Genomic DNA, 18,729 nt, shown 5'->3' with positions numbered 1-18,729 from the left:
TCAATTTCAGCTCTATTGTTTCACCTGGGGAGTGACGCCTTTCTCTTGCATACAAGTCAAGAGAGCCACTTCCGTCGAGTCAAGCTCGTAGTCGTCGTAGTCAGACTTGAGATCGAAAACTTTTTCCAGAAAGTCATTCCCGGATTCCTGTAAGGCCCGATCCAAATCGGATTCACTCAGACTTTCAGGCAGGCACTCCACCATGGCAGTGACATCTTTGCCATCAGCAGTCATGTACTTTGCACCGCCAGCCAAATTGTCAGCTGAGACGGGGCTAGCCACGGCAAACATCAAACCATAAATGCCAACGGCCAAACCTAAGACCAATCGACCAGTGAATGAGCGCAGTAAATTCAAGCAGTTCAACATACCTAGAAAATTTATGAGTATTGTGCAACTACTGAAGCTTAACGAGGTTGATTAAGCAATGTTAACCAGCCATTCGATGGAAATATCTGCGCGTCCCTCTCTAGCGATCGCTCCCCTCCCCTCAAAATCTCCTGCTTTCCAGAATTGCGAAACATTGCTGATTCAATTTTCCAGGTTTTCTAAATCTGCAAGATCTTGAAGACGCCCAGAAGCTCGTTTGTTCACTTTAAGATTGCCTAGATCAATAAAATTGACGGTTACTCCGCCCATTTCAACTTGCAAACGAGATGCGTAGCAATTCCCAAAGTCAATTCCATCGGGTGTTGTGATTAAGTCAATACGACTAGGCGGATAACCTAACTGAATCACTTGATCAGGGACTAAAAAATCATCAGCCTGTAAATCGACAGAGGCAAAGCCAAACTCAGCTAAAACTTTCATCATGTTCTCGGCATTTTCTGGAGTCATCTCAATCCAGATATCAATATCCTTGGTGTAACGGGGATAACCATGCAACGCGACCGCATAGCCGCCAATCACCAGATAACGAACCTGATTAGCGTTTAGTAATTGAATAAACTCTTTGAAATCTGGGTTCAGCACCGTACTTCCAGAGATGATAGTCGTGACGAATTTCTTCGAGAGCGGCTAGGCGGGTAGCGTAAGGCTGCGATCGCCAGTATTGTACGTCTTGCTTGGGCGCTCTTAAACTCGTCTTGGTTATCACTAACTTTCTAGCGCGAGAAGCGGCCATACCACTCACTGTCTTGATCGCCATCACCTTTTAACTACTGACATTGTAGCCTTTGCATGACAGCACGTTGTTTGTGATGGGTTGAGTGCGATCGCTCCCCTCCCCTCAAAATCTCCTGCTTTCCAAAGTTCCCGAACTCGCGTGGTTGCGGCGTTGCGATCGCACGCCCAACGAAGGCAATATACTGGTTGCTATGGAACTTCACGCCATTATCAACCTGCTTCAAAAACACCACGCCACCTTAGCAGACTTCGGAGTCGAGTCTTTAGCAATGTTTGGTTCTGTGGTGCGGGATGAAGCCCAGGACAGCAGTGATTTGGACGTACTTGTAGAATTCAAAGGACAAGCCACCTTTTTGATCGCCACATGGATCTCAAGTTCTACCTTGAAGATTTACTCGGCGTATCCGTTGATGTGGCGACGAAGAAAATGCTTCGCGACGAAATTCAAGCAACAGTAGAGCAAGAGGCGATTCGTGTCGCGTAGTGTAGTGTTCAGCTTTATGGCAATGACATCTTGGTAAGCTGCGATAAAATTCTGCACTATACTGCTGATTTATCCTTGAATGAATTACTTCGGCAAGACAATGTTTGACACTGTCATAAGAGACCTCCAGATAGTGGAAGCAGCAGTCAAGAATTGGGCCGATGATTTTTCAGGTGCCATTCTAAAGTTCAATCACGTCAAACTACATAATTGGTTTGATCTAAATTATCTATTCATAACGGTTTGCATGTCCCGATGCGTGATAAAAGGATAAATCCTATTCCTCGACAGACAACTCTTACAGAACTTTTCCCATCTTTAGAACGTGAAATGGGTTGTTTTACGGGAAATTTATTCCAACCAGTCACCCACCAACTGTAAGGCAAGCTCCCTATGGCGGGGAATGTCAAATTATTATGTAGATCTTCATAACTTAAATACTGAATAGCCTCAGCATCTTGCCATCCTACGCGGACACAAAAACGATCCCAGCCTTTACTAAAATCTAAGGGGCTTCCTAACTGCTGCCAAATATCAGCCTGAACGCTCAAGCCAAATTGACCACTACTATATTTCATCCACAACCGGTCGATCGTCATTAAATCAGTGCATGGGAAGTTGCTCATCTCATCTTCATCTACCCTGATCCAGTCGTCCTCACGACGCCTTACTACTTCTAGCATTCGATGTGCAGTTTCCCTATCCGCTTTTTGCCACTGGGCAGTTTGTAGTAAGTCTCGAAGTTGCCTGTAGTCAATCCCTTTTGCAGAACTAAGGTCATCCTGGCACAGTTCATTTAGCAGTCTCATACCATGTGGGATTAACCTCACACAATATTCATCTAAAGTACTGTCCTCTAGCTTCATTAAGCCTTGAGCAACAAAGTCCTCAAGATAATCTGTGACCTCTTTAATATTTAGTCTCAAGGCTTCTGCAAGCGAACCATTGCAAATCTCTACCTTTTCATGCCTTTTCCAAAAAACATAAATTTCTTCTAATATTCGTTTTTCGTTCTCCAAAAGCTTATTAATGTCACCTATATAGTCGTTCGACGGTACGGGAACATCTCTCGCTATAGAAGGTGAGATGCTAACGTCATGTCTATCTACGAAACTCTCTTTGGGGTAAGAAACGGTGAGTGGAAAACGTAAGTGAGGTAGTAAAATCTTGCCGCCATTTGAAACAAAATCACACTTGATACTAGGTTTCTGAGTTGGTTTGTTGTGTTGCTGATTAAGCTGCGGCACGTAAGTCTGCAAATACTGCTCTAATTGTAAGAGAGTTAGACCATTTTTTTGCTGTTTCCTAAAACTTTGTAAGAGCGTATAAGTAAAAGTGCTTTGATAAATTGGTTCCCCAACTTCATAAGATGCTTCACTCGCTGCGCACGAAAAGATAGTCGTTACTCCTTCAGGGACATCCTGCCCAAAATCAAGTTGACTGATCTTTCTTCCTTCAACTCGACAGGCATCTAAAATCACAACAATTTGGCCTGCGCCACTGCGAGTCAACCGTTCAATAACATAATTCAGTTCAATGGCAGACTCCGCTAGTTCTTCAGGATCACCATCAATTGGCATTAAATAGTCTTTATTACAATGGCGAATGCCATGGCCGCTGAAAAAGAACCAAAAACTATCTTCTATGCCTAAAAATCTTTCTCGCTCAAAACGTTTGCGCAGGATTTTTCTCAGTGATTTCCTCGTCGGTTGGGTTGCGAATCCATCATATTTAGGTGAGGTGTGAGTGCATAAGCAAACTTCGCCGCCGTTATCAGCATTAAAGCCTGCCATATCATGTAAAAATTCGGCAACGAGTTCGGCATCCCGTTCAGCATAGTTTAGAGACGAGAGCTCCTCGTATTCATTGATGCCAATAACAAGAGCGATATTACGAGGCATTAGGTTGGGTCATTTCGTTTGAACTTAAGCGTGATTGCGCCCTTTCCAGCAGCTTTTCCACCTGCCACAAGCTTAACCTCTCCTTCTGTACTAATTTCAACAGATAATTCCACTTCATCTAACTTTAGATCAGCCTCAGCACCAATCGCTGTATCTACTTTGGTAAACATTCCGCCTACCATCTGCAAAAACGTCAGCATGTTCTGCTCTAGCAAATCAGTTGGCAGTTTAACTTCACGAAGGCGACGAACAACATTTTGTGCATCTCCCCATAGTCCTTTTTCACCATCAGGGATGTCCTCTGTTACGACAATAATTGTATTGGCCATAAGAATTATTCCTCTCTTCTACAAAATATCTGAGAAATCAAGTAACTTGGTTTTAGTCGGCATTTTCCATTTCTCTCACAAGATCTGCCTCAGTGTATTGAAAGGGGGAGACGTGATAGCGCGATAGGGCTTGAATGAACTCAGCGCGAGTTAGTCCAGCAATTTCTGCGGCCTTGTCCTGAGAAATCTTCTCCAGTTCGTACCATTTGACTGCCGCCGCTATCCGCATTTTCTGTGCAAATTCATCCGGCGTCTTACGCAGCGCCGAAAAAACGGTTTCAGGCAAGTTCAGAGTGATGCTGGTCGTGATGGGTTGACCTTGAGTCATTAATAAAGGATTCGGTACTTTTGAAGTCTAGCCAATTCTAGTAGATATTATGCTGAGGAATATTTGCCCGCAAACCTCCAATTCCCTTTCCTTTGCTAAGCTTCAAGTAATCGCCTCAGTCATTTTTTACAACCCTATGGCAGATCAACCGACTGGCCTTCCCATTCAAGAATCGCTCATCAACGATTCCCAGACTCTCGCCCAGGAACTTCAGATTTCTTGGAGTCGGTTGGTTACCTTGGCATTGCAAGACTTTATCCGGCGATACCGAAAACGACCTGATCTGGTCGCCGAAATCAACGCGGCCTATGCAGATGAGCTGGATGAAGATGAGACCCGCTTAATCCAGGCAATGCGGACGAGTCACCGCCATTTAGTGGAAGGGGAATGGTAGTCCAGTAAGGCGATATTTACTGGGTTGACTTAGGCGATCCTATTGGCTCAGCCCCCGGCTATCGACATCCCCACGTTGTTATTCAAAACAACGATTTCAACAACAGCCGCATTCGCACCGTGGTCGTGTGTGCGCCTACCTCAAACCTCAAACGCGCTCAAGCCCCCGGCAATGTGTTGCTTGATCAGGGGGAAGCTAATCTCTCTAAGCCAAGCGTCGTGAACATCTCTCAAGTGTTTACCGTCGATCGCAGTCAACTCGATGAAAAGATCGGCACCCTGTCACCACAACGAGTACGCCAAATTCTCGACGGTCTTTATTTGTTGCTGGAACCGAGTCACTACGCGGAATAAGGAATTCATCTCCACAGCTCTCAATGCCTTCTAGCAAGCTAAAGCAGAGACGCATCTAGGATGCTTGCCAGCTAATCCTTCAAATTGGTTAGGGATGTCATACTAAGGGATGTTTGCCCCCCACTTTGCCCCTTGCCCATGACGGCTTCCACCGACTTCCTTGCTAAGCTCAATCCCTCTCAGCGTGCTGCGGTCGAGCACTTCTGCGGCCCCCTGCTCGTGGTGGCGGGAGCCGGATCGGGCAAGACCCGCGCCCTCACCTTCCGCATTGCCAACCTAGTGCTCAACCACCGAGTTGACCCGGAAAATATCCTGGCGGTGACCTTTACCAATAAGGCCGCCAAAGAGATGAAAGAGCGGATTGAGGTGCTGTTTGCTGAGCAGGAAGCCCAGGCGAAGCATGGCAAATCGCTGTCGGCGCTACCGGAGTACGAGCAGACTAAGCTGCGATCGCACGTCTACAAAAACGTCACCAAATATCTGTGGATCGGCACCTTTCACGCCCTGTGCTCTCGCATCTTGCGGTTCGACATTGAAAAATACCAGCACCCCGACGGCTACACCTGGAAAAAGACCTTCTCGATTTTTGACGAATCCGATGCCCAGACCCTGGTGAAAACCATTGTCACCAAAGACTTAAACCTGGACGACAAAAAGTTCAACCCGCGCTCGGTGCGCTACGCCATCAGCAACGCCAAAAACCAGAACTTCACCCCCGCCGATCTCGAAAAAGAGCAGCCCAACTACCGGGGGCGCATGATCGCGGACGTGTACCGCCACTATGAAAAAGCCCTCGCCGCCAACAACAGCCTCGACTTTGATGACCTGATCATGATTCCGGTCAAGCTGTTTCAGCAAAACGAGTCGGTGCTGGGCTACTGGCATAACCGCTTTCGTCACATTTTGGTGGATGAATATCAAGACACCAACCGCACCCAGTACGACTTGATTCGCCTGCTCACCACCAACGGCGAAGACATGGCGAAATTCAACGACTGGCGCAATCGTTCCACCTTTGTGGTGGGGGATGCTGACCAGAGCATCTACTCCTTCCGGGCTGCCGACTTCACCATCTTGATGAACTTTCAGGATGACTTTGGCGATGGGCTGCCGGACGACGACACCCGCACGATGGTGAAGCTGGAAGAAAACTATCGCTCCACCTCCAATATTTTGCACGTCGCCAACTACATCATTGAGAACAACACCGAGCGCATCGAAAAGGTGCTGCGGGCGACGCGGGGCGAAGGGGAAACCATCTTTTGCTACAAAGCGGACGACGAAATCCATGAAGCGGACTTCGTGGTGGGCCAGATTCGCAGCCTGGAGTATCAGAATCCGGAGCTGAAGTGGGGCGATTTCGCCATCCTTTACCGCACCAACGCCCAGTCTCGCTCCTTTGAGGAAATTCTGACCCGCTACAGCGTACCCTATCAGGTGGTGGGCGGCTTGCGCTTCTACGATCGCCGCGAAATCAAAGACGTGCTGGCGTACCTCCGTGCCATTGCCAACCCCGACGACACCGTCAGCCTGAAACGGGTGATCAACGTGCCACGGCGCGGAGTCGGCAAAGGCACCCTCGACAAACTTGACCAAGCCACCCAAACCCTGGGCTGTCCGCTGTGGGAAATTTTGAGTGATGAGGGGTCGGTGAAAACCCTGGCGGGGCGATCGTCCAAGGGCGTGCTGGAGTTTGCTGGCATCATCAAGAAATATCGGGAAAGACTCGATAACGCCAAAGGCTCCGAAATCATTCAAGAACTGCTGGAAGACTCCGGCTATATTGAGGCGCTGAAAGCCGAAGGTACCGAAGAAGCGGACGATCGCATCGGCAACGTGCAGGAACTCTACAACGCCGTTCTGCAATTTGAAGAAGAAAACGACGACCCCTCCCTCCTCGCCTTTCTCGCCAATGCGTCTCTCGCCTCTGACCTGGACAACATGGAAGAAGGCAACAACCGCGTCTCCCTCATGACCCTCCACTCGTCTAAGGGGTTGGAATTTCCCGTGGTGTTCCTCGTCGGGCTGGAGCAGGGCTTGTTCCCCAACTTCCGATCGCTCGAAGATCCTGCCGCGACGGAAGAAGAACGCCGCCTCTGCTACGTCGGCATCACCCGCGCCAAAGAGCGGCTGTTTATCTCCTACGCGCGGGAACGTCGCCTCTACGGTCACCGCGAACCCGCTAGCCCGTCCCTCTTTCTCGGTGAGCTGCCGGTGGACTATGTCACCACCAACTCTGGTCTGGGAATGCCCCAACGCATGACCACTCCCATCCGCGATGCGCGATCGGAACGGGAGGAAGCCGCTAAACCCGGCAGCGGCGCTCACGAATTTGACTGGAATGCCGGGGATGTCGTCGTGCATCCCTCCTACGGTGCGGGGGAGGTGACCCATATCTTCGGCGCAGGCAATAAGATCTGCCTCGCGGTGAAGTTTCCTAATCAGGGGCGCAAGATCATCGACCCGAAGCTGACGAAGTTGCAGCGGGCGGAGTAAGTGGCGGCAAAGTCATTAGTTCCGGATGTGTTTAGCGTTAGTTCGGCAACGGCCGATCCCCTCCACTGGAGGGGTGCCCGCAGGGCGGGGTGGGTCAGATATCGGCCATCGACTTCACCAACCCACCCCATCGCCCCTCCCCGGAGAGGATACAATTCCGGGCTAAAGCGGCACGCTAAACAAGTACTTAGTTCCTGGTTGTGATGAGATGGTGAGGCGGGGAGATCGCCTCATCTCCCCGACCTTTCCCGAATTACAGCTTGATGTCAGCTAGATTTTCGATGCGCGGGGAGTGGCTGCCAGTGTTTAAGGGAGCGATCGCCCACCTTTCTCAACTCTGCATTGCCCACGACCTATGCCGCCATGACACCCAATAAAAAAGCGCCCAAAGCTTTTTGGGCGCTTGCAGTCACGATTTGAGATTGACCCAAGAGTTACTTAATGAACAGCATCTCTTGATAGGTCGGCAAGGGCCAGAAGCTATCGGCGATTTCGCCTTCGAGGGCATCGCCCGACTCTCGCACCTGATCCATCAATGGCCGCACCGTAAAGGCACAGTGCTTCATATGGTCTTCGGTGGTGGCAAAGTCATGCGTTGCCAAAGCCTCGCTCAAGGCGCTGACGTCTTTCATCATGGCGCTTGCGAGATTAGCCACCGTTTGGGCACTACTCGCCTCCAAACTCACACCGAGGCTAGAAAGGCTCGTGATAGTTGACGACAGTTTAGAGAGATACTCCACTGCGGCGGGGTAAATCATCGTTTTTGCCATGTTGATAACGAGCTTAGCTTCCACCTCAATGGAGAGGATGTACTGCTCAGCGTAGACTTCAAAGCGGCTTTCTAGCTCTACCGGGGTGAGCACGCCCGTCTTCTTAAATAGATCTTCGATGTACTCCTCTTTGAGGACGGGCAGCGCATCGGCAGTCGTGGGGAGGTTGGCGAGTCCCCGCTCATTTACCGCCATGGTGTGCCACTCTTCGGAATAGCCGTTGCCGCCAAAGATCACGTTGCCGTGCAGTTCCATCACTTCCTTCAGTACGGTGATGATGGCGCTGTTGAGTTCGGTGCCTTTGCCAAGTTCGCTTTCGAGGCGATTGCCCACCCACTCTAGCGAGTCGGCCAGTATGGTGTTAAGGACAATCAGTGGCCCGGCTACGGACTGGTTAGAGCCCACGGCCCGGAACTCAAAGCGGTTACCCGTAAAGGCAAAGGGTGAGGTGCGGTTGCGATCGCCCGCATCCTTACTCAAGGGCGGTACAGAACTCAGCCCCAGATCCATCACGCCTTTGTGCTTCGACTCCGAGACTGAGCCGGTTTTGATCTGATCAAAAACTTCTTCGAGCTGAGTGCCGAGGTAAACCGACATGATCGCGGGTGGCGCTTCGTTCGCGCCGAGGCGGTGGTCGTTGCTGGCGGTCGCGATCGCCGCTCGCATCAGGGGGCCATACTTATGGACACCCCGAATCACGGCTCCACAAAATACTAGAAACTGCGCATTGTCATGGGGAGAATCGCCGGGATCTAGCAAATTGCCCTGGGTGGCATTGCCCACCGACCAGTTAACGTGCTTACCCGAACCGTTGATGCCCGCAAAGGGCTTCTCATGTAGCAGACACACAAAGCCGTGCTCTTTGGCTTTGCACTTGAGCACCGTCATGATCATCTGCTGGTGATCACTGGCGACGTTGGCGGCTTCAAAGAACGGCGCAATTTCAAACTGACCAGGAGCCACTTCGTTGTGCCGGGTTTTGGCCGGAATCCCTAACTTGTAAAGGGTTTCCTCTACGTCTTGCATATAGACTTGCACTCGTTCGGGAATCGCCCCAAAGTAGTGATCATCAAATTCTTGGCCTTTCGCCGGGGCCTTACCAAACAGCGTCCGTCCTGCCAACAGCAAATCAGGGCGCTGGCTGGCAAAGTTGGCATCCACCAAAAAGTATTCTTGTTCCGCACCGCAGCTGGAGTTCACCGGGGCGACTTCGTCGTTGCCCAGTAGCGTCAGGACCTTACGAGCCGCTTTGTCCATCGCGGCGATCGAGCGCAACAAAGGCACCTTCTTATCCAGAGCTTCCCCCGTCCAAGAAACGAATACGGTAGGAATGCAGAGGGTCGAACCGTTGTCTGTCTCCATGATGTAAGCTGGGCTGGTCACATCCCAAGCGGTGTACCCTCGCGCCTCAAACGTATCGCGAATGCCACCATTGGGAAAGGATGAGCCATCCGGTTCTCCCTGGACTAGCACCTTGCCAGAAAATTCTGAAATAACGCTGCCATCTCCCTGCACCGAGATAAAGCCATCATGCTTTTCGGCGGTGAGGTTAGTCATAGGATAAAACACGTGAGCGTAATACAGCGCCCCTTTGGCCATTGCCCAGTCGCGCATGGCCGTTGCTACCGAGTCGGCTACGGAGGCATCCAGCTTTTCGCCCGTCATGATGGTCTTTTTGATCGATTTGAAGACCGCTTTGGGTAAGCTCGCCTGCATCTTTTGCAAGTTAAAAACATTCTCGGCCCAGATCTCTTCCAAACGCTCGGGAGATTTAGGTGGCGTCGGTTTGCGGTTAGTGATTTGATGAATCGCCTGAACCCGAGCTGCATTTCCGCTCATAACTAATTTCCTCAAAGGGCCAATCGCTTGATAGTAAGCAATTAAGCAGTTTGAAATAGACCGCAGGTATACCAAATGGCTCAGATGTAGGTGCAGATATGCGGCAGTTGGAGTCTCGCCAGGCAACACCGAAGTCCCGAAAAGGCTGCCTGCAGAACCCGTCAAAGCCGTAACTTACACGGTCCAAGCATCCATTCAACAGGTGACGCCTAGTGCTTGACTAAACCTCTTGACTAAATCTGTAGGAATAGAAGCTCAACCATCTGTTCAATCTGACTGTCACCTGATGATCAACCGATGGATGATTGATGGCATGAATGACCAGTTGGTTCATTGCCTTAAGCCGCAACTGCAACTATGGACTGTCGGTTTCAAGCGGCTGGAATGATTTCAGAAAATGGCGTTACTCACACTCAGCAACGCTGCAAATGCCGTTGTCACCTAAAGACTCCAATCGGATGGCATCTATGGGCTGTCCCAACACCGCAGACTATCCTTTGCATCGGTAACGCCAGTCTATGGAGTAATTCAAGCGATTGCTTGACTAGCAGCATCCTAGTCTGGGGGCTCTAATCCGGTTGTGCCGCTGACTACAAAGGACTTATCAGCCTCTCAGCACCCTAGTTGGCTAACGTCGGGCCTCAGGATGATTAACCCAGAGGCAGGCGCAAAACAACTAGCAGAATGGTTTGCTAATGGATGGTTTGCCAATGGAGAGAGCAACAAGACCAGAGAACGCCGTGTTTGCGGGGCGATCGCCCTACCTGCCCAACCGAGACAGTATTGGGATTGGTGAGCAGGTTAGGTCAGCTTTTGGCGCCGGGGATGCTTGCTAACGGCCATGATGGTCATCGACGACGACCTCATCGGCATCATGATCGACTCACTAATTTCAAGGTAAAAGCCGCGATCGCAAAGTTAGCGAAGAAATATATGAGCTGCTTTATTAATCTCTCCAAAAAGGAAGCCAACGAGGTCAAACGATTTGAGGTCAAAGCTTCCTGACATCTGGCCGACATTCATCTCAACTGATGGATCCCGGCTGGATAAAGTGGCGCTTGCAGAAATGTAACTTGCGATACAGCTCATTGCCGTCATAATTGGTGGAATCTTGATACTCAACGAGTGTGGTTGGCCAGTATCCGTCACGGTTTGTCTACAGGGCATGGTTTTCTTTCAGCACTATGCTAGCTGCTGGTATTGATCGGACGACTACAGTCGCCAGACTTCGAGGATTTTCAGGGCTTTCTCTGACGCAGCAATCTGTTGCTGATGAGATTGCGTTTGCTGTCTGATTTGTGTTGAAGGGACGTTTTTGGAAATGTCTAGACTAGTACTTCGTAAGAAAGGGCGTTCTCGGAAGCGGCGTCAGTCGTCTTTCTGGAGCGCTAACGTGCCTCCTATTTCTGAAGCGGTGCAGTCCTACTTTGGTCGTCGTGACGGCTGGAAGTGGGTTGCTTGTGTGCCGCTAGCATTGACAATCTTGGGTGTTTGGGGCGTGGCTGCCTATGCCCAAGAAGAAATGACGGCTGCTGACGTGCAGACCGTGCTTGACAATATCTTTGTGTTTATCTGTGCCGTGCTGGTGATCTTCATGAACGCTGGCTTCGGTATGTTGGAAACCGGCTTCTGTCGGCAAAAAAACGCAGTCAACATTCTTTCTAAGAACTTGATTGTCTTTGGTTTGGCTGTTTTAGCTTTCTGGGCGATCGGCTTCTCCTTAATGTTTGGCGGCGGTAATGGCTTTATCGGTGGCGGCGGCTTCTTCTTGACTGGTGCCCCCGAGACCTATGGATTAGAAGAAGGCGCCGGCTTGACGATCGATACATTCTTCTTATTCCAGGCTGCTTTTGCGGCAACTGCAGCGACCATCGTGTCGGGTGCTGTCGCTGAGCGCATTAAGTTTACCGACTTCTTGATTTTCAGCATTCTGCTCACGGGGGTTTCTTACCCCATTACTGGCCACTGGGTCTGGAGTGGTAGTGGCTGGCTCGGAGCGGCTGGATTCTCTGACTTTGCGGGTTCCACCGTGGTGCACTCGGTTGGTGGTTGGGCAGCCCTGATGGGTGCGGCTTTCTTGGGGCCTCGGATTGGTAAGTACCAAGACGATCGCGTCAATGCTATCCCGGGTCACAACATGAGCATTGCGATGCTCGGTTGCTTGATTTTGTGGATTGGCTGGTATGGTTTTAACCCCGGTTCTGAACTAGCGGCTAGCACTGCTGTGCCCTTTATCGCGGTCACGACCACTCTGGCTGCTTCTGCTGGTGGCGTAGCGGCAACCTTTACCGCTTGGGCGCTAAATGGCAAGCCTGACTTGTCAATGATCATCAACGGCATTTTGGCTGGCTTGGTCGGTATCACTGCTGGCTGTGCCGGTGTCAACTACATTGGCGCGATTATCATCGGCTTGATTGCTGGCGTCATCGTCGTGTTCTCCGTTGGTTTCTTTGACAGCATCAAAATCGATGACCCCGTTGGTGCTATCTCCGTACACTTGGTTTGCGGTATCTGGGGCACCTTGGCTGTGGGGCTGTTTGCTACTGAAGGTGGCTTATTCTTCGGCGGCGGCTTCGGTCAGCTAGGGGCACAGATCCTCGGTATCCTGAGCATTGGCCTGTTCACAGTTGTCTTTACTTCCATTGTTTGGGTCGTTCTGAAGTCGACTTTGGGCATTCGCGTAGACCCCGAAGAAGAAATGAAGGGTCTGGATATCGGTGAGCACGGTATGGAAGCCTACAGTGGTTTCCTCAAAGACACCAGCGACATGGGTGGAATCTCCTAACCTGTCTGGGTGATGACAAGTCGGGATTAATTTACCGATATTGACTCCCTAGGAGGTGTCAGCAGCTTTGCTGGCACCTCCTTTTTACTGGATGGCTGAGCCCTGGTATGCCTGTCGACCAAGCAATTTGGTAACAAATCCTTAATCCTCAGGGAGTCTGGCTGCTAGGGTGTTTTACAGAAGCGTATGATTGGCCTAATTGCGCTTACCTCAATTTATTTGCTGGGTAGGTTTTAGCTGCTGGCTATTGGCAGCAACGTTAGTTTGCCACTGGCTGTTTCGACTCGTTACTGCATCCATGCCTAATCCCGATTCTGTTGTCGAGCAACTGCTGCAAGCAATTCCTCAACTACGATCGCAGCTATTTTTTAAGACCTCCCTCACGGCCTTATCCCATGCGATGGAGGATCAAGTGCTCGCTGGGATGGAACAGCCTTTAGTGATCGCCAGTTTTCAGCAGGAGCGATTTTATCGTCAGGAAGCCAGTCGTTATCAACGCATTGCCGACATTAGCGATCAGGTTTATGTGTTTTCGGCAGCGGGCACTAGCTTTGACGATGCCGCTGAGCAGCATGCCACCATTACCTTTGAGCCCGACGATGCGCTCAGCCAAGAATGGCACCTGGTGGTGATTGGTGACAACTACAGTGCCTGTTTGATCTGTCGTGAGCGTGATCTGGTGCAAAACTCAGACCTTGCGATCACGCCTCCTGGGGCTCCTGCTTTAGACCAAACGCGCCGATTTGAGGGCGTTTGGACCCAAGAAAGCGGCATTTGTCATCAGGCCGCCAATTTACTGCTAGATCGAATCGCCGGTTATGACGCGACACTGATTCCCAAAATTCAGGCAGCAAAAGTTCGTTATCACCTCACTGAGCCGCCGACAGAAGCGATAGAGGTTGGCAGTGCTGGTGTTGATCCTTTTACTCAGCGGTTAGTGACCTATCTGCAAGCGGGTCAATATAAGTTGCTCAAGGCTTATCGGGCGATCGCGGTCAAAGAACGCCGCGAGCGTTTAGTCAACTCCATCACGTCAGCCATTCGGCGATCGTTAGACCCCGAAGAACTATTTCAGATCACAGTACAAGAGCTGGGGCCTGCCCTCGACATCTGCCGCTGTATTATTTATCGCTGCCATACCGAGCGACCCGACATCGAAATTCACCACGAATTTCGCCAGCCCCAGATGCCCTCTTTGCTGAACGTCGAGTGGCCCATTGCCGATAATCCCTTACTAGAGCGCATCCAGAAGGAACACGAAATGCTCGTGATTCCTGACACGCAAGACCCGCCGCGATCGCTGTCCACTGCCTTAGATGCTGTGAACTATTTAGTTGAAGAGTGGCAGATTCGCTCTTGGGCGCTGGTGCCGTTGGTTTATCAACAGCGGTTGCTCGGCATGATTGAGCTGCATCACTGTCAAGAACAGCCCCATCAATGGAGTGAGGACGACTTAGCTTTAGTCGAAGCCGTCGCCGCACAGCTGAGCGTAGCCATCATCCAGGCCGACGCCTATGCGCACTTACAAGACCTCAACCAGCAGCTCGAAGCCTTAGAACGGACTCGCAGCAATTTGATTGCCATCACCGGACACGAATTGCGCACCCCACTATCAACCATTCAGGTGTGTTTAGAAAGTTTGGCCACTGAGCCCGACATGCCGGATAAGTTGCGCAACACGATGCTGACCTCAGCGTTGGATGACGCCGAGCGGATGCGCAAACTGGTACAGGATTTCCTCACGCTCTCGCGCTTGGAAAGCGGACGCATTGAATGGAATTTCGAGGCGCTGTCTTTGCTGGAGTGTATCGACTTGGCCCTCAGCAGCGTTCAGGCCCGTCATGGTAGCCATTTTCCGGAGATTGAAATCAAAGTCGAGTTGCCACCAAAACTGCCCATGGTCCGAGCCGATGGGGAATGGGTCGTCGAAGTGATTGTGAAACTTATGGATAATGCCTGCAAGTTCACCGACCCCGGCGACACGATTACCATCTCAGCCCAGCGGGTGGATGAAGACATGATTCAAATCACCATCGCCGACTCCGGTCGGGGGATTGAGCCCTATCGGCTGGAAGCCGTGTTCGATCGCTTTTATCAAGAGGAAGGGGCATTGCGTCGTACCACTGGGGGCACCGGGCTCGGTTTGGCCATGTGTCGCCAAATCGTGGAAGGGCTGGGGGGCCGAATTTGGGCCACCTCGGCAGGCAAATCCCACGGCAGTCAATTTCACTTTACGTTACCGATCGCCGAAGGTCGCGCCGCGCTGCATGTTCGCCATGACCGGGGCAGCCTGATTCTCGAAGACGATCTCGACGAAGCCGAGCTCTCGCTCAGCGAGCTAGAACGCCGTAATCCGTACATTCTCGAGTGATCTGTGCGTGGTCGTGCCAACCGCGATCGCGACCGGGGCATCGCTATGGCGATCGCCCAATATCCTGCCGATCCTTCATAAAGCTGAGAGCAACTCTGAAGAACTGTTACTTTTCCTCAATAACTCGATAAACGCGACCTTGGCCGGTGATAGGATGCCTCAAAACGGTTGAGAGAAAACGTTTTATGGCAGAAACTCTGACTGGACAAACTCCTAAATTTGGCGGCAGCACTGGCGGTCTTCTGACAGCGGCAGCAGTCGAAGAAAAATACGCGATTACCTGGACGAGCTCGAAAGAGCAAGTGTTTGAAATGCCCACGGGTGGTTCCGCCATCATGAATGAAGGCGAGAACTTACTGTATTTGGCGCGTAAAGAACAGTGCCTAGCTCTAGGCGCTCAACTCCGCACCAAATTCAAGCCCAGAATCCAAGATTACAAAATCTATCGCATTTACCCCAGCGGCGAAACTCAGTATCTGCATCCAGCAGATGGCGTGTTCCCCGAGAAGGTGAATGAAGGGCGCGAATCGGTCAACCGCAATGACCGTAGCATCGGCAAGAACCCCGATCCGGCAACCATTAAGTTTAGTGGTAAGGAGCCTTACGAGGTTTAAGCCTGGATCGACTGTGTCTTTATAAATCAATCAGACTTAACGGGGTGTAGCATTGCTATACCCTGTTTTGTTATCGGCTGACTGCGATCGCGGTCCTGTCTTTATCCAGTTTTTCATCGCCGCTTCCATGGTTTCACCTTCCTTCGAGCAGTTCCAAACCTTAGCCACTCAAGGCAACTTCATCCCGGTATATCAAGAGTTGGCAGCAGATTTGGATACCCCCGTCTCGGCCTGGCACAAAGTGTGCGCCACCGCTCCCTACAGCTTTTTGTTGGAATCGGTGGAAGGGGGAGAAACCTTAGGACGCTATAGCCTTTTAGGCTGCGACCCGCTCTGGGTGCTGGAGACCCGAGGCGAAACCACCACCCAGACATTTCGCGACGGCACGGTGAAAGCCTACAGCGGTGATCCGTTCACGATCTTGCCGAACTGTTTAGCGCCCTATCAGCCAGTCAAGCTGCCTGAGCTGCCGCCAGGGATTGGGGGACTATTTGGTTTTTGGGGCTATGAACTTATCCAGTGGATTGAGCCCACGGTACCGGTGTATGACCGTGCTGAGGCCGACTTGCCGGATGGTTTGTGGATGCAGGTAGATAGCCTGCTGATTTTTGATCAAGTGAAGCGCAAAATGTGGGTGATTGCCTATGCCGATTTGCGCCAACCGGGACGCGATTTGGCGGCAGCGTATGAGGCGGCGTGCGATCGCATTCAAACCCTGGTGCAAAAGCTCACTGCCCCTCTCCAAGGGTTGGCTCCCCTCACCCAATGGCATCCACCTGGAGCCCAGACCCAGGCAGTGCCCCTGAACTATCAAAGTAATCGGACCCAGGCCGAATTTTGTGACGCAGTCCGCCAGGCCAAGGACTACATTCGAGCAGGCGATATTTTTCAGGTGGTGGTGTCGCAGCGCCTGTCGACGACTTATGAAGGCAATCCCTTTGACCTGTACCGCTCGCTCCGGTTGGTCAATCCTTCCCCCTATATGGCCTATTTTCACTTCCAAGACTGGCAGCTCATCGGCTCTAGCCCGGAAGTGATGGTGAAAGCAGAAAACGACCCGCAAGCACCGGGCAGTAAAATTGCTACCGTGCGCCCCATTGCGGGCACCCGTCCCCGCGGACAAACGGTAGCCGCCGATGCCGACTATGCTGCCGATCTACTCGCCGACCCGAAAGAGATTGCCGAACACGTCATGCTGGTGGATTTGGGGCGCAATGACCTCGGTCGCGTTTGCACGAGTGGCACCGTCAAAGTTGATGAATTGATGGTGATTGAGCGCTACTCCCACGTCATGCACATTGTCAGTAATGTCATTGGTCAACTCGCCCCGGATAAAACCGCCTGGGACTTGCTCAAAGCCTGTTTTCCCGCCGGCACCGTCAGTGGCGCCCCCAAAATTCGTGCCATGCAGATTATCCATGAACTCGAACCAGACCACCGAGGCCCCTACTCTGGAGTCTATGGCTACTATGACTTTGAGGGCCAGCTCAATACGGCTATCACCATTCGCACGATGATTGTGCGCCCTGAGCAACCGGGACGGCATCAGGTGAGTGTGCAAGCGGGCGCTGGTTTAGTCGCTGACTCAGTGCCTGAGTCCGAATTTCAGGAAACTTTGAATAAATCGCAAGGCATGCTCACAGCGATTCGGAGCCTACAAGGCAAAGCACACTAAGCGACTGACAGCATACATTCGTTGCATCCACCAACCGTGTAATTGCGCATCTGCTACATTACCCAGATTTCACCCAGTCTGTATATGAAGAAGTTGATGCTGGCTTGATTTTCGGGCATTACAAACATACAGAAGCTTCAAAATCAGAGTCCACACGAAAGCATTAAATGTATAAAATACAACTATTAAACAGTGGCGAAGCGATTTACTGACTTGCTGATCGCTCGTGTGAATACGCCTGACGAGACCGGAAGATGAGCCATGCAGCATAGGCTGTTTCGGATGGGCTGGGACATCAGTTAGGTAGGTGGGTACACTGTTGATATCTGGATCAACTGTGGTGTTACCAGGAACTTTATGGGCCGAAACTGAGCTCGCGACTTTAATTGGGTTGTTCCATGATTGAGCCTGATGTCAAAGATATCAGCGATGTGTCGTCGCTCAAGGCTGTCTAAACGCTAAGTCTGTGCCAGCGTTGCTTGCCAAAAGCTAAATGGCATCAGAATACCTGAGCAAATGTTTGATTGAAACCTGACGGGAGAACATGTTTGATCCCAAAGTATTGAGTGAATATGCCCTCTCTCATATGGATGTTTCCACGGAAAGCATTCAGACAAGTTTGAATTTGTTTCAGACTTTTAAGCGTTTGTATGAGCAAAATCCAGCCCTGCTAAACGAGATTCTCAATTTAGCAACGGTGGACAAACAAATGCCGGTGCATCCCGGTAATTTTTCTTACGTGTTGGGGCTGGTTACGGATAAGCAAGCTTTGCTCATAACGAATGTTTCAGAGGACCGTTCACAGATCTTTCTGCAACCGCATCTCAATAACCAAATTTGGACGTTTGGGCGCGATCCCAATCAATCTTCTTTACCGATTCGCGATCGCCGCCTCTCTCGTTGCCACGCGGCCATTCGTTACGACAGCACCTGTGGCTTTGTGTTGTATGACTTGGACAGCACTAACGGAACCTACGTCAATGGTGTGCGGATTCGGCAGAACTACATTTTGAAAGATGGTGACCTCATTCGCCTGGGCAGCATGAACTTTGGTTTCTTTACTGGTGCTGAGTTTCGCCGCGTGGGCGAGCCCTCCCCAGATGTCCTGCGGCTGATTAGTGAAGCCGCTGTGCCGCCCACTGCGCCAATGGAGGACGAATCGTTGGAGACGCCCACCCATGTCCAAGAACCTCTGCCGCCGAATCTAGAGCAAACCCTGCATTTCATGAATGGACCGGAATTTCCCCAAGATTAGACCAGTAGGT

General features: G+C 51.1%; 15 protein-coding genes. 9 read left to right on the top strand and 6 right to left on the bottom strand.

The features are described 5' to 3' along the window. Positions 1 to 12: 12 nt before the first annotated feature. Together DYY88_RS19410 and DYY88_RS19405 are read right to left on the bottom strand one after the other, a co-directional pair. Positions 13 to 357, bottom strand: coding sequence for a hypothetical protein (locus DYY88_RS19410; RefSeq protein WP_130199530.1), 345 nt, complete (start codon positions 355 to 357; stop codon positions 13 to 15). 174 nt (positions 358 to 531) lie between these two features. After that, entirely contained in the window at positions 532 to 972 is a 441-nt protein-coding gene (locus DYY88_RS19405; RefSeq protein WP_039725501.1) for a DUF6036 family nucleotidyltransferase, read from the bottom strand. A gap of 344 nt (positions 973 to 1,316) precedes the next feature. On the opposite strand from DYY88_RS19405, the gene DYY88_RS19395 reads away from it, so the two are divergent. Further along, positions 1,317 to 1,583 (top strand): nucleotidyltransferase family protein, encoded by a 267-nt coding sequence (locus tag DYY88_RS19395; protein WP_236146301.1) that lies wholly within the window; start codon positions 1,317 to 1,319, stop codon positions 1,581 to 1,583. 259 nt (positions 1,584 to 1,842) lie between these two features. Here the strand turns inward: DYY88_RS19395 and DYY88_RS19390 are convergent, their stop codons facing one another. From DYY88_RS19390 to DYY88_RS19380, 3 genes are read right to left on the bottom strand one after another with little or no spacing between them, the layout of a single operon-like run. Beyond that, positions 1,843 to 3,510: a GUN4 domain-containing protein gene (locus tag DYY88_RS19390; protein WP_052288236.1), complete on the bottom strand. Its 1,668-nt coding sequence runs from the start codon at positions 3,508 to 3,510 to the stop codon at positions 1,843 to 1,845. Continuing rightward, entirely contained in the window at positions 3,510 to 3,839 is a 330-nt protein-coding gene (locus DYY88_RS19385) for a Pepco domain-containing protein (RefSeq protein WP_039725500.1), read from the bottom strand. Before DYY88_RS19385 ends, DYY88_RS19390 begins: the two co-directional genes overlap by 1 nt. A gap of 52 nt (positions 3,840 to 3,891) precedes the next feature. Next, the gene (locus DYY88_RS19380; protein ID WP_039725499.1) at positions 3,892 to 4,167 is read right to left on the bottom strand and encodes a UPF0175 family protein; all 276 of its coding nucleotides are present in this window, start codon (positions 4,165 to 4,167) and stop codon (positions 3,892 to 3,894) included. Positions 4,168 to 4,303: 136 nt separating this feature from the next. Between DYY88_RS19380 and DYY88_RS19375 the strand changes: the two genes are divergently transcribed. The 3 genes from DYY88_RS19375 to pcrA all read left to right on the top strand — a co-directional run bounded on the left by DYY88_RS19375 (position 4,304) and on the right by pcrA (position 7,410). After that, positions 4,304 to 4,561, top strand: coding sequence for a hypothetical protein (locus DYY88_RS19375; RefSeq protein WP_039725498.1), 258 nt, complete (start codon positions 4,304 to 4,306; stop codon positions 4,559 to 4,561). A 14-nt stretch (positions 4,562 to 4,575) separates the two neighbouring features. Next, positions 4,576 to 4,914, top strand: a complete 339-nt coding sequence (locus DYY88_RS19370) for a type II toxin-antitoxin system PemK/MazF family toxin (protein WP_207223357.1) — start codon at positions 4,576 to 4,578, stop codon at positions 4,912 to 4,914. Positions 4,915 to 5,052: 138 nt separating this feature from the next. Continuing rightward, positions 5,053 to 7,410, top strand: a complete 2,358-nt coding sequence (gene pcrA, locus DYY88_RS19365) for a DNA helicase PcrA (protein WP_039725497.1) — start codon at positions 5,053 to 5,055, stop codon at positions 7,408 to 7,410. 434 nt (positions 7,411 to 7,844) lie between these two features. Here pcrA and DYY88_RS19360 read toward each other — a convergent pair whose 3' ends face one another. Further along, entirely contained in the window at positions 7,845 to 10,019 is a 2,175-nt protein-coding gene (locus tag DYY88_RS19360) for a glutamine synthetase III family protein (RefSeq protein ID WP_039725496.1), read from the bottom strand. 1,393 nt (positions 10,020 to 11,412) lie between these two features. Between DYY88_RS19360 and DYY88_RS19355 the strand changes: the two genes are divergently transcribed. From DYY88_RS19355 to DYY88_RS19335, 5 genes are all read left to right on the top strand, one after another. Then, complete coding sequence (locus tag DYY88_RS19355) at positions 11,413 to 12,804, top strand: ammonium transporter (protein ID WP_044150969.1); 1,392 nt, start codon at positions 11,413 to 11,415, stop codon at positions 12,802 to 12,804. A 298-nt stretch (positions 12,805 to 13,102) separates the two neighbouring features. Continuing rightward, positions 13,103 to 15,175, top strand: coding sequence for a DICT sensory domain-containing protein (locus tag DYY88_RS19350; protein ID WP_063776158.1), 2,073 nt, complete (start codon positions 13,103 to 13,105; stop codon positions 15,173 to 15,175). Positions 15,176 to 15,360: 185 nt separating this feature from the next. Next, positions 15,361 to 15,789 carry a photosystem I reaction center subunit II PsaD gene (locus DYY88_RS19345; protein ID WP_039725494.1) on the top strand — a complete coding sequence of 143 codons (429 nt, stop codon included), beginning with the start codon at positions 15,361 to 15,363 and terminating at the stop codon, positions 15,787 to 15,789. Between the two features lie 127 nt (positions 15,790 to 15,916). Continuing rightward, positions 15,917 to 17,464, top strand: a complete 1,548-nt coding sequence (locus DYY88_RS19340) for an anthranilate synthase component I family protein (RefSeq protein WP_039729337.1) — start codon at positions 15,917 to 15,919, stop codon at positions 17,462 to 17,464. Between the two features lie 544 nt (positions 17,465 to 18,008). Further along, on the top strand, positions 18,009 to 18,719 hold the full coding sequence (locus DYY88_RS19335) for an FHA domain-containing protein (protein WP_052288235.1): 711 nt from the start codon (positions 18,009 to 18,011) through the stop codon (positions 18,717 to 18,719). The last annotated feature ends 10 nt before the right edge of the window (positions 18,720 to 18,729 follow it).

Origin of the sequence: Leptolyngbya iicbica LK (assembly GCF_004212215.1) — a bacterium.
Lineage (GTDB): Bacteria > Cyanobacteriota > Cyanobacteriia > Phormidesmidales > Phormidesmidaceae > Halomicronema > Halomicronema iicbica.
Note: the sequence above shows the minus strand (reverse complement) of the source record. Positions and strands in the feature narration are given on the sequence as shown.

Coding starts and splice junctions, on each gene's coding strand:
- DYY88_RS19340 (WP_039729337.1), top strand. CDS start 15,917: ATGGTTTCACCTTCCTTCGAGCAGTTCCAAACCTTAGCCACTCAAGGC.
- DYY88_RS19335 (WP_052288235.1), top strand. CDS start 18,009: ATGTTTGATCCCAAAGTATTGAGTGAATATGCCCTCTCTCATATGGAT.
- DYY88_RS19385 (WP_039725500.1), bottom strand. CDS start 3,839: ATGGCCAATACAATTATTGTCGTAACAGAGGACATCCCTGATGGTGAA.
- DYY88_RS19390 (WP_052288236.1), bottom strand. CDS start 3,510: ATGCCTCGTAATATCGCTCTTGTTATTGGCATCAATGAATACGAGGAG.
- DYY88_RS19375 (WP_039725498.1), top strand. CDS start 4,304: ATGGCAGATCAACCGACTGGCCTTCCCATTCAAGAATCGCTCATCAAC.
- DYY88_RS19395 (WP_236146301.1), top strand. CDS start 1,317: ATGGAACTTCACGCCATTATCAACCTGCTTCAAAAACACCACGCCACC.
- pcrA (WP_039725497.1), top strand. CDS start 5,053: ATGACGGCTTCCACCGACTTCCTTGCTAAGCTCAATCCCTCTCAGCGT.
- DYY88_RS19345 (WP_039725494.1), top strand. CDS start 15,361: ATGGCAGAAACTCTGACTGGACAAACTCCTAAATTTGGCGGCAGCACT.
- DYY88_RS19350 (WP_063776158.1), top strand. CDS start 13,103: ATGCCTAATCCCGATTCTGTTGTCGAGCAACTGCTGCAAGCAATTCCT.
- DYY88_RS19360 (WP_039725496.1), bottom strand. CDS start 10,019: ATGAGCGGAAATGCAGCTCGGGTTCAGGCGATTCATCAAATCACTAAC.
- DYY88_RS19380 (WP_039725499.1), bottom strand. CDS start 4,167: ATGACTCAAGGTCAACCCATCACGACCAGCATCACTCTGAACTTGCCT.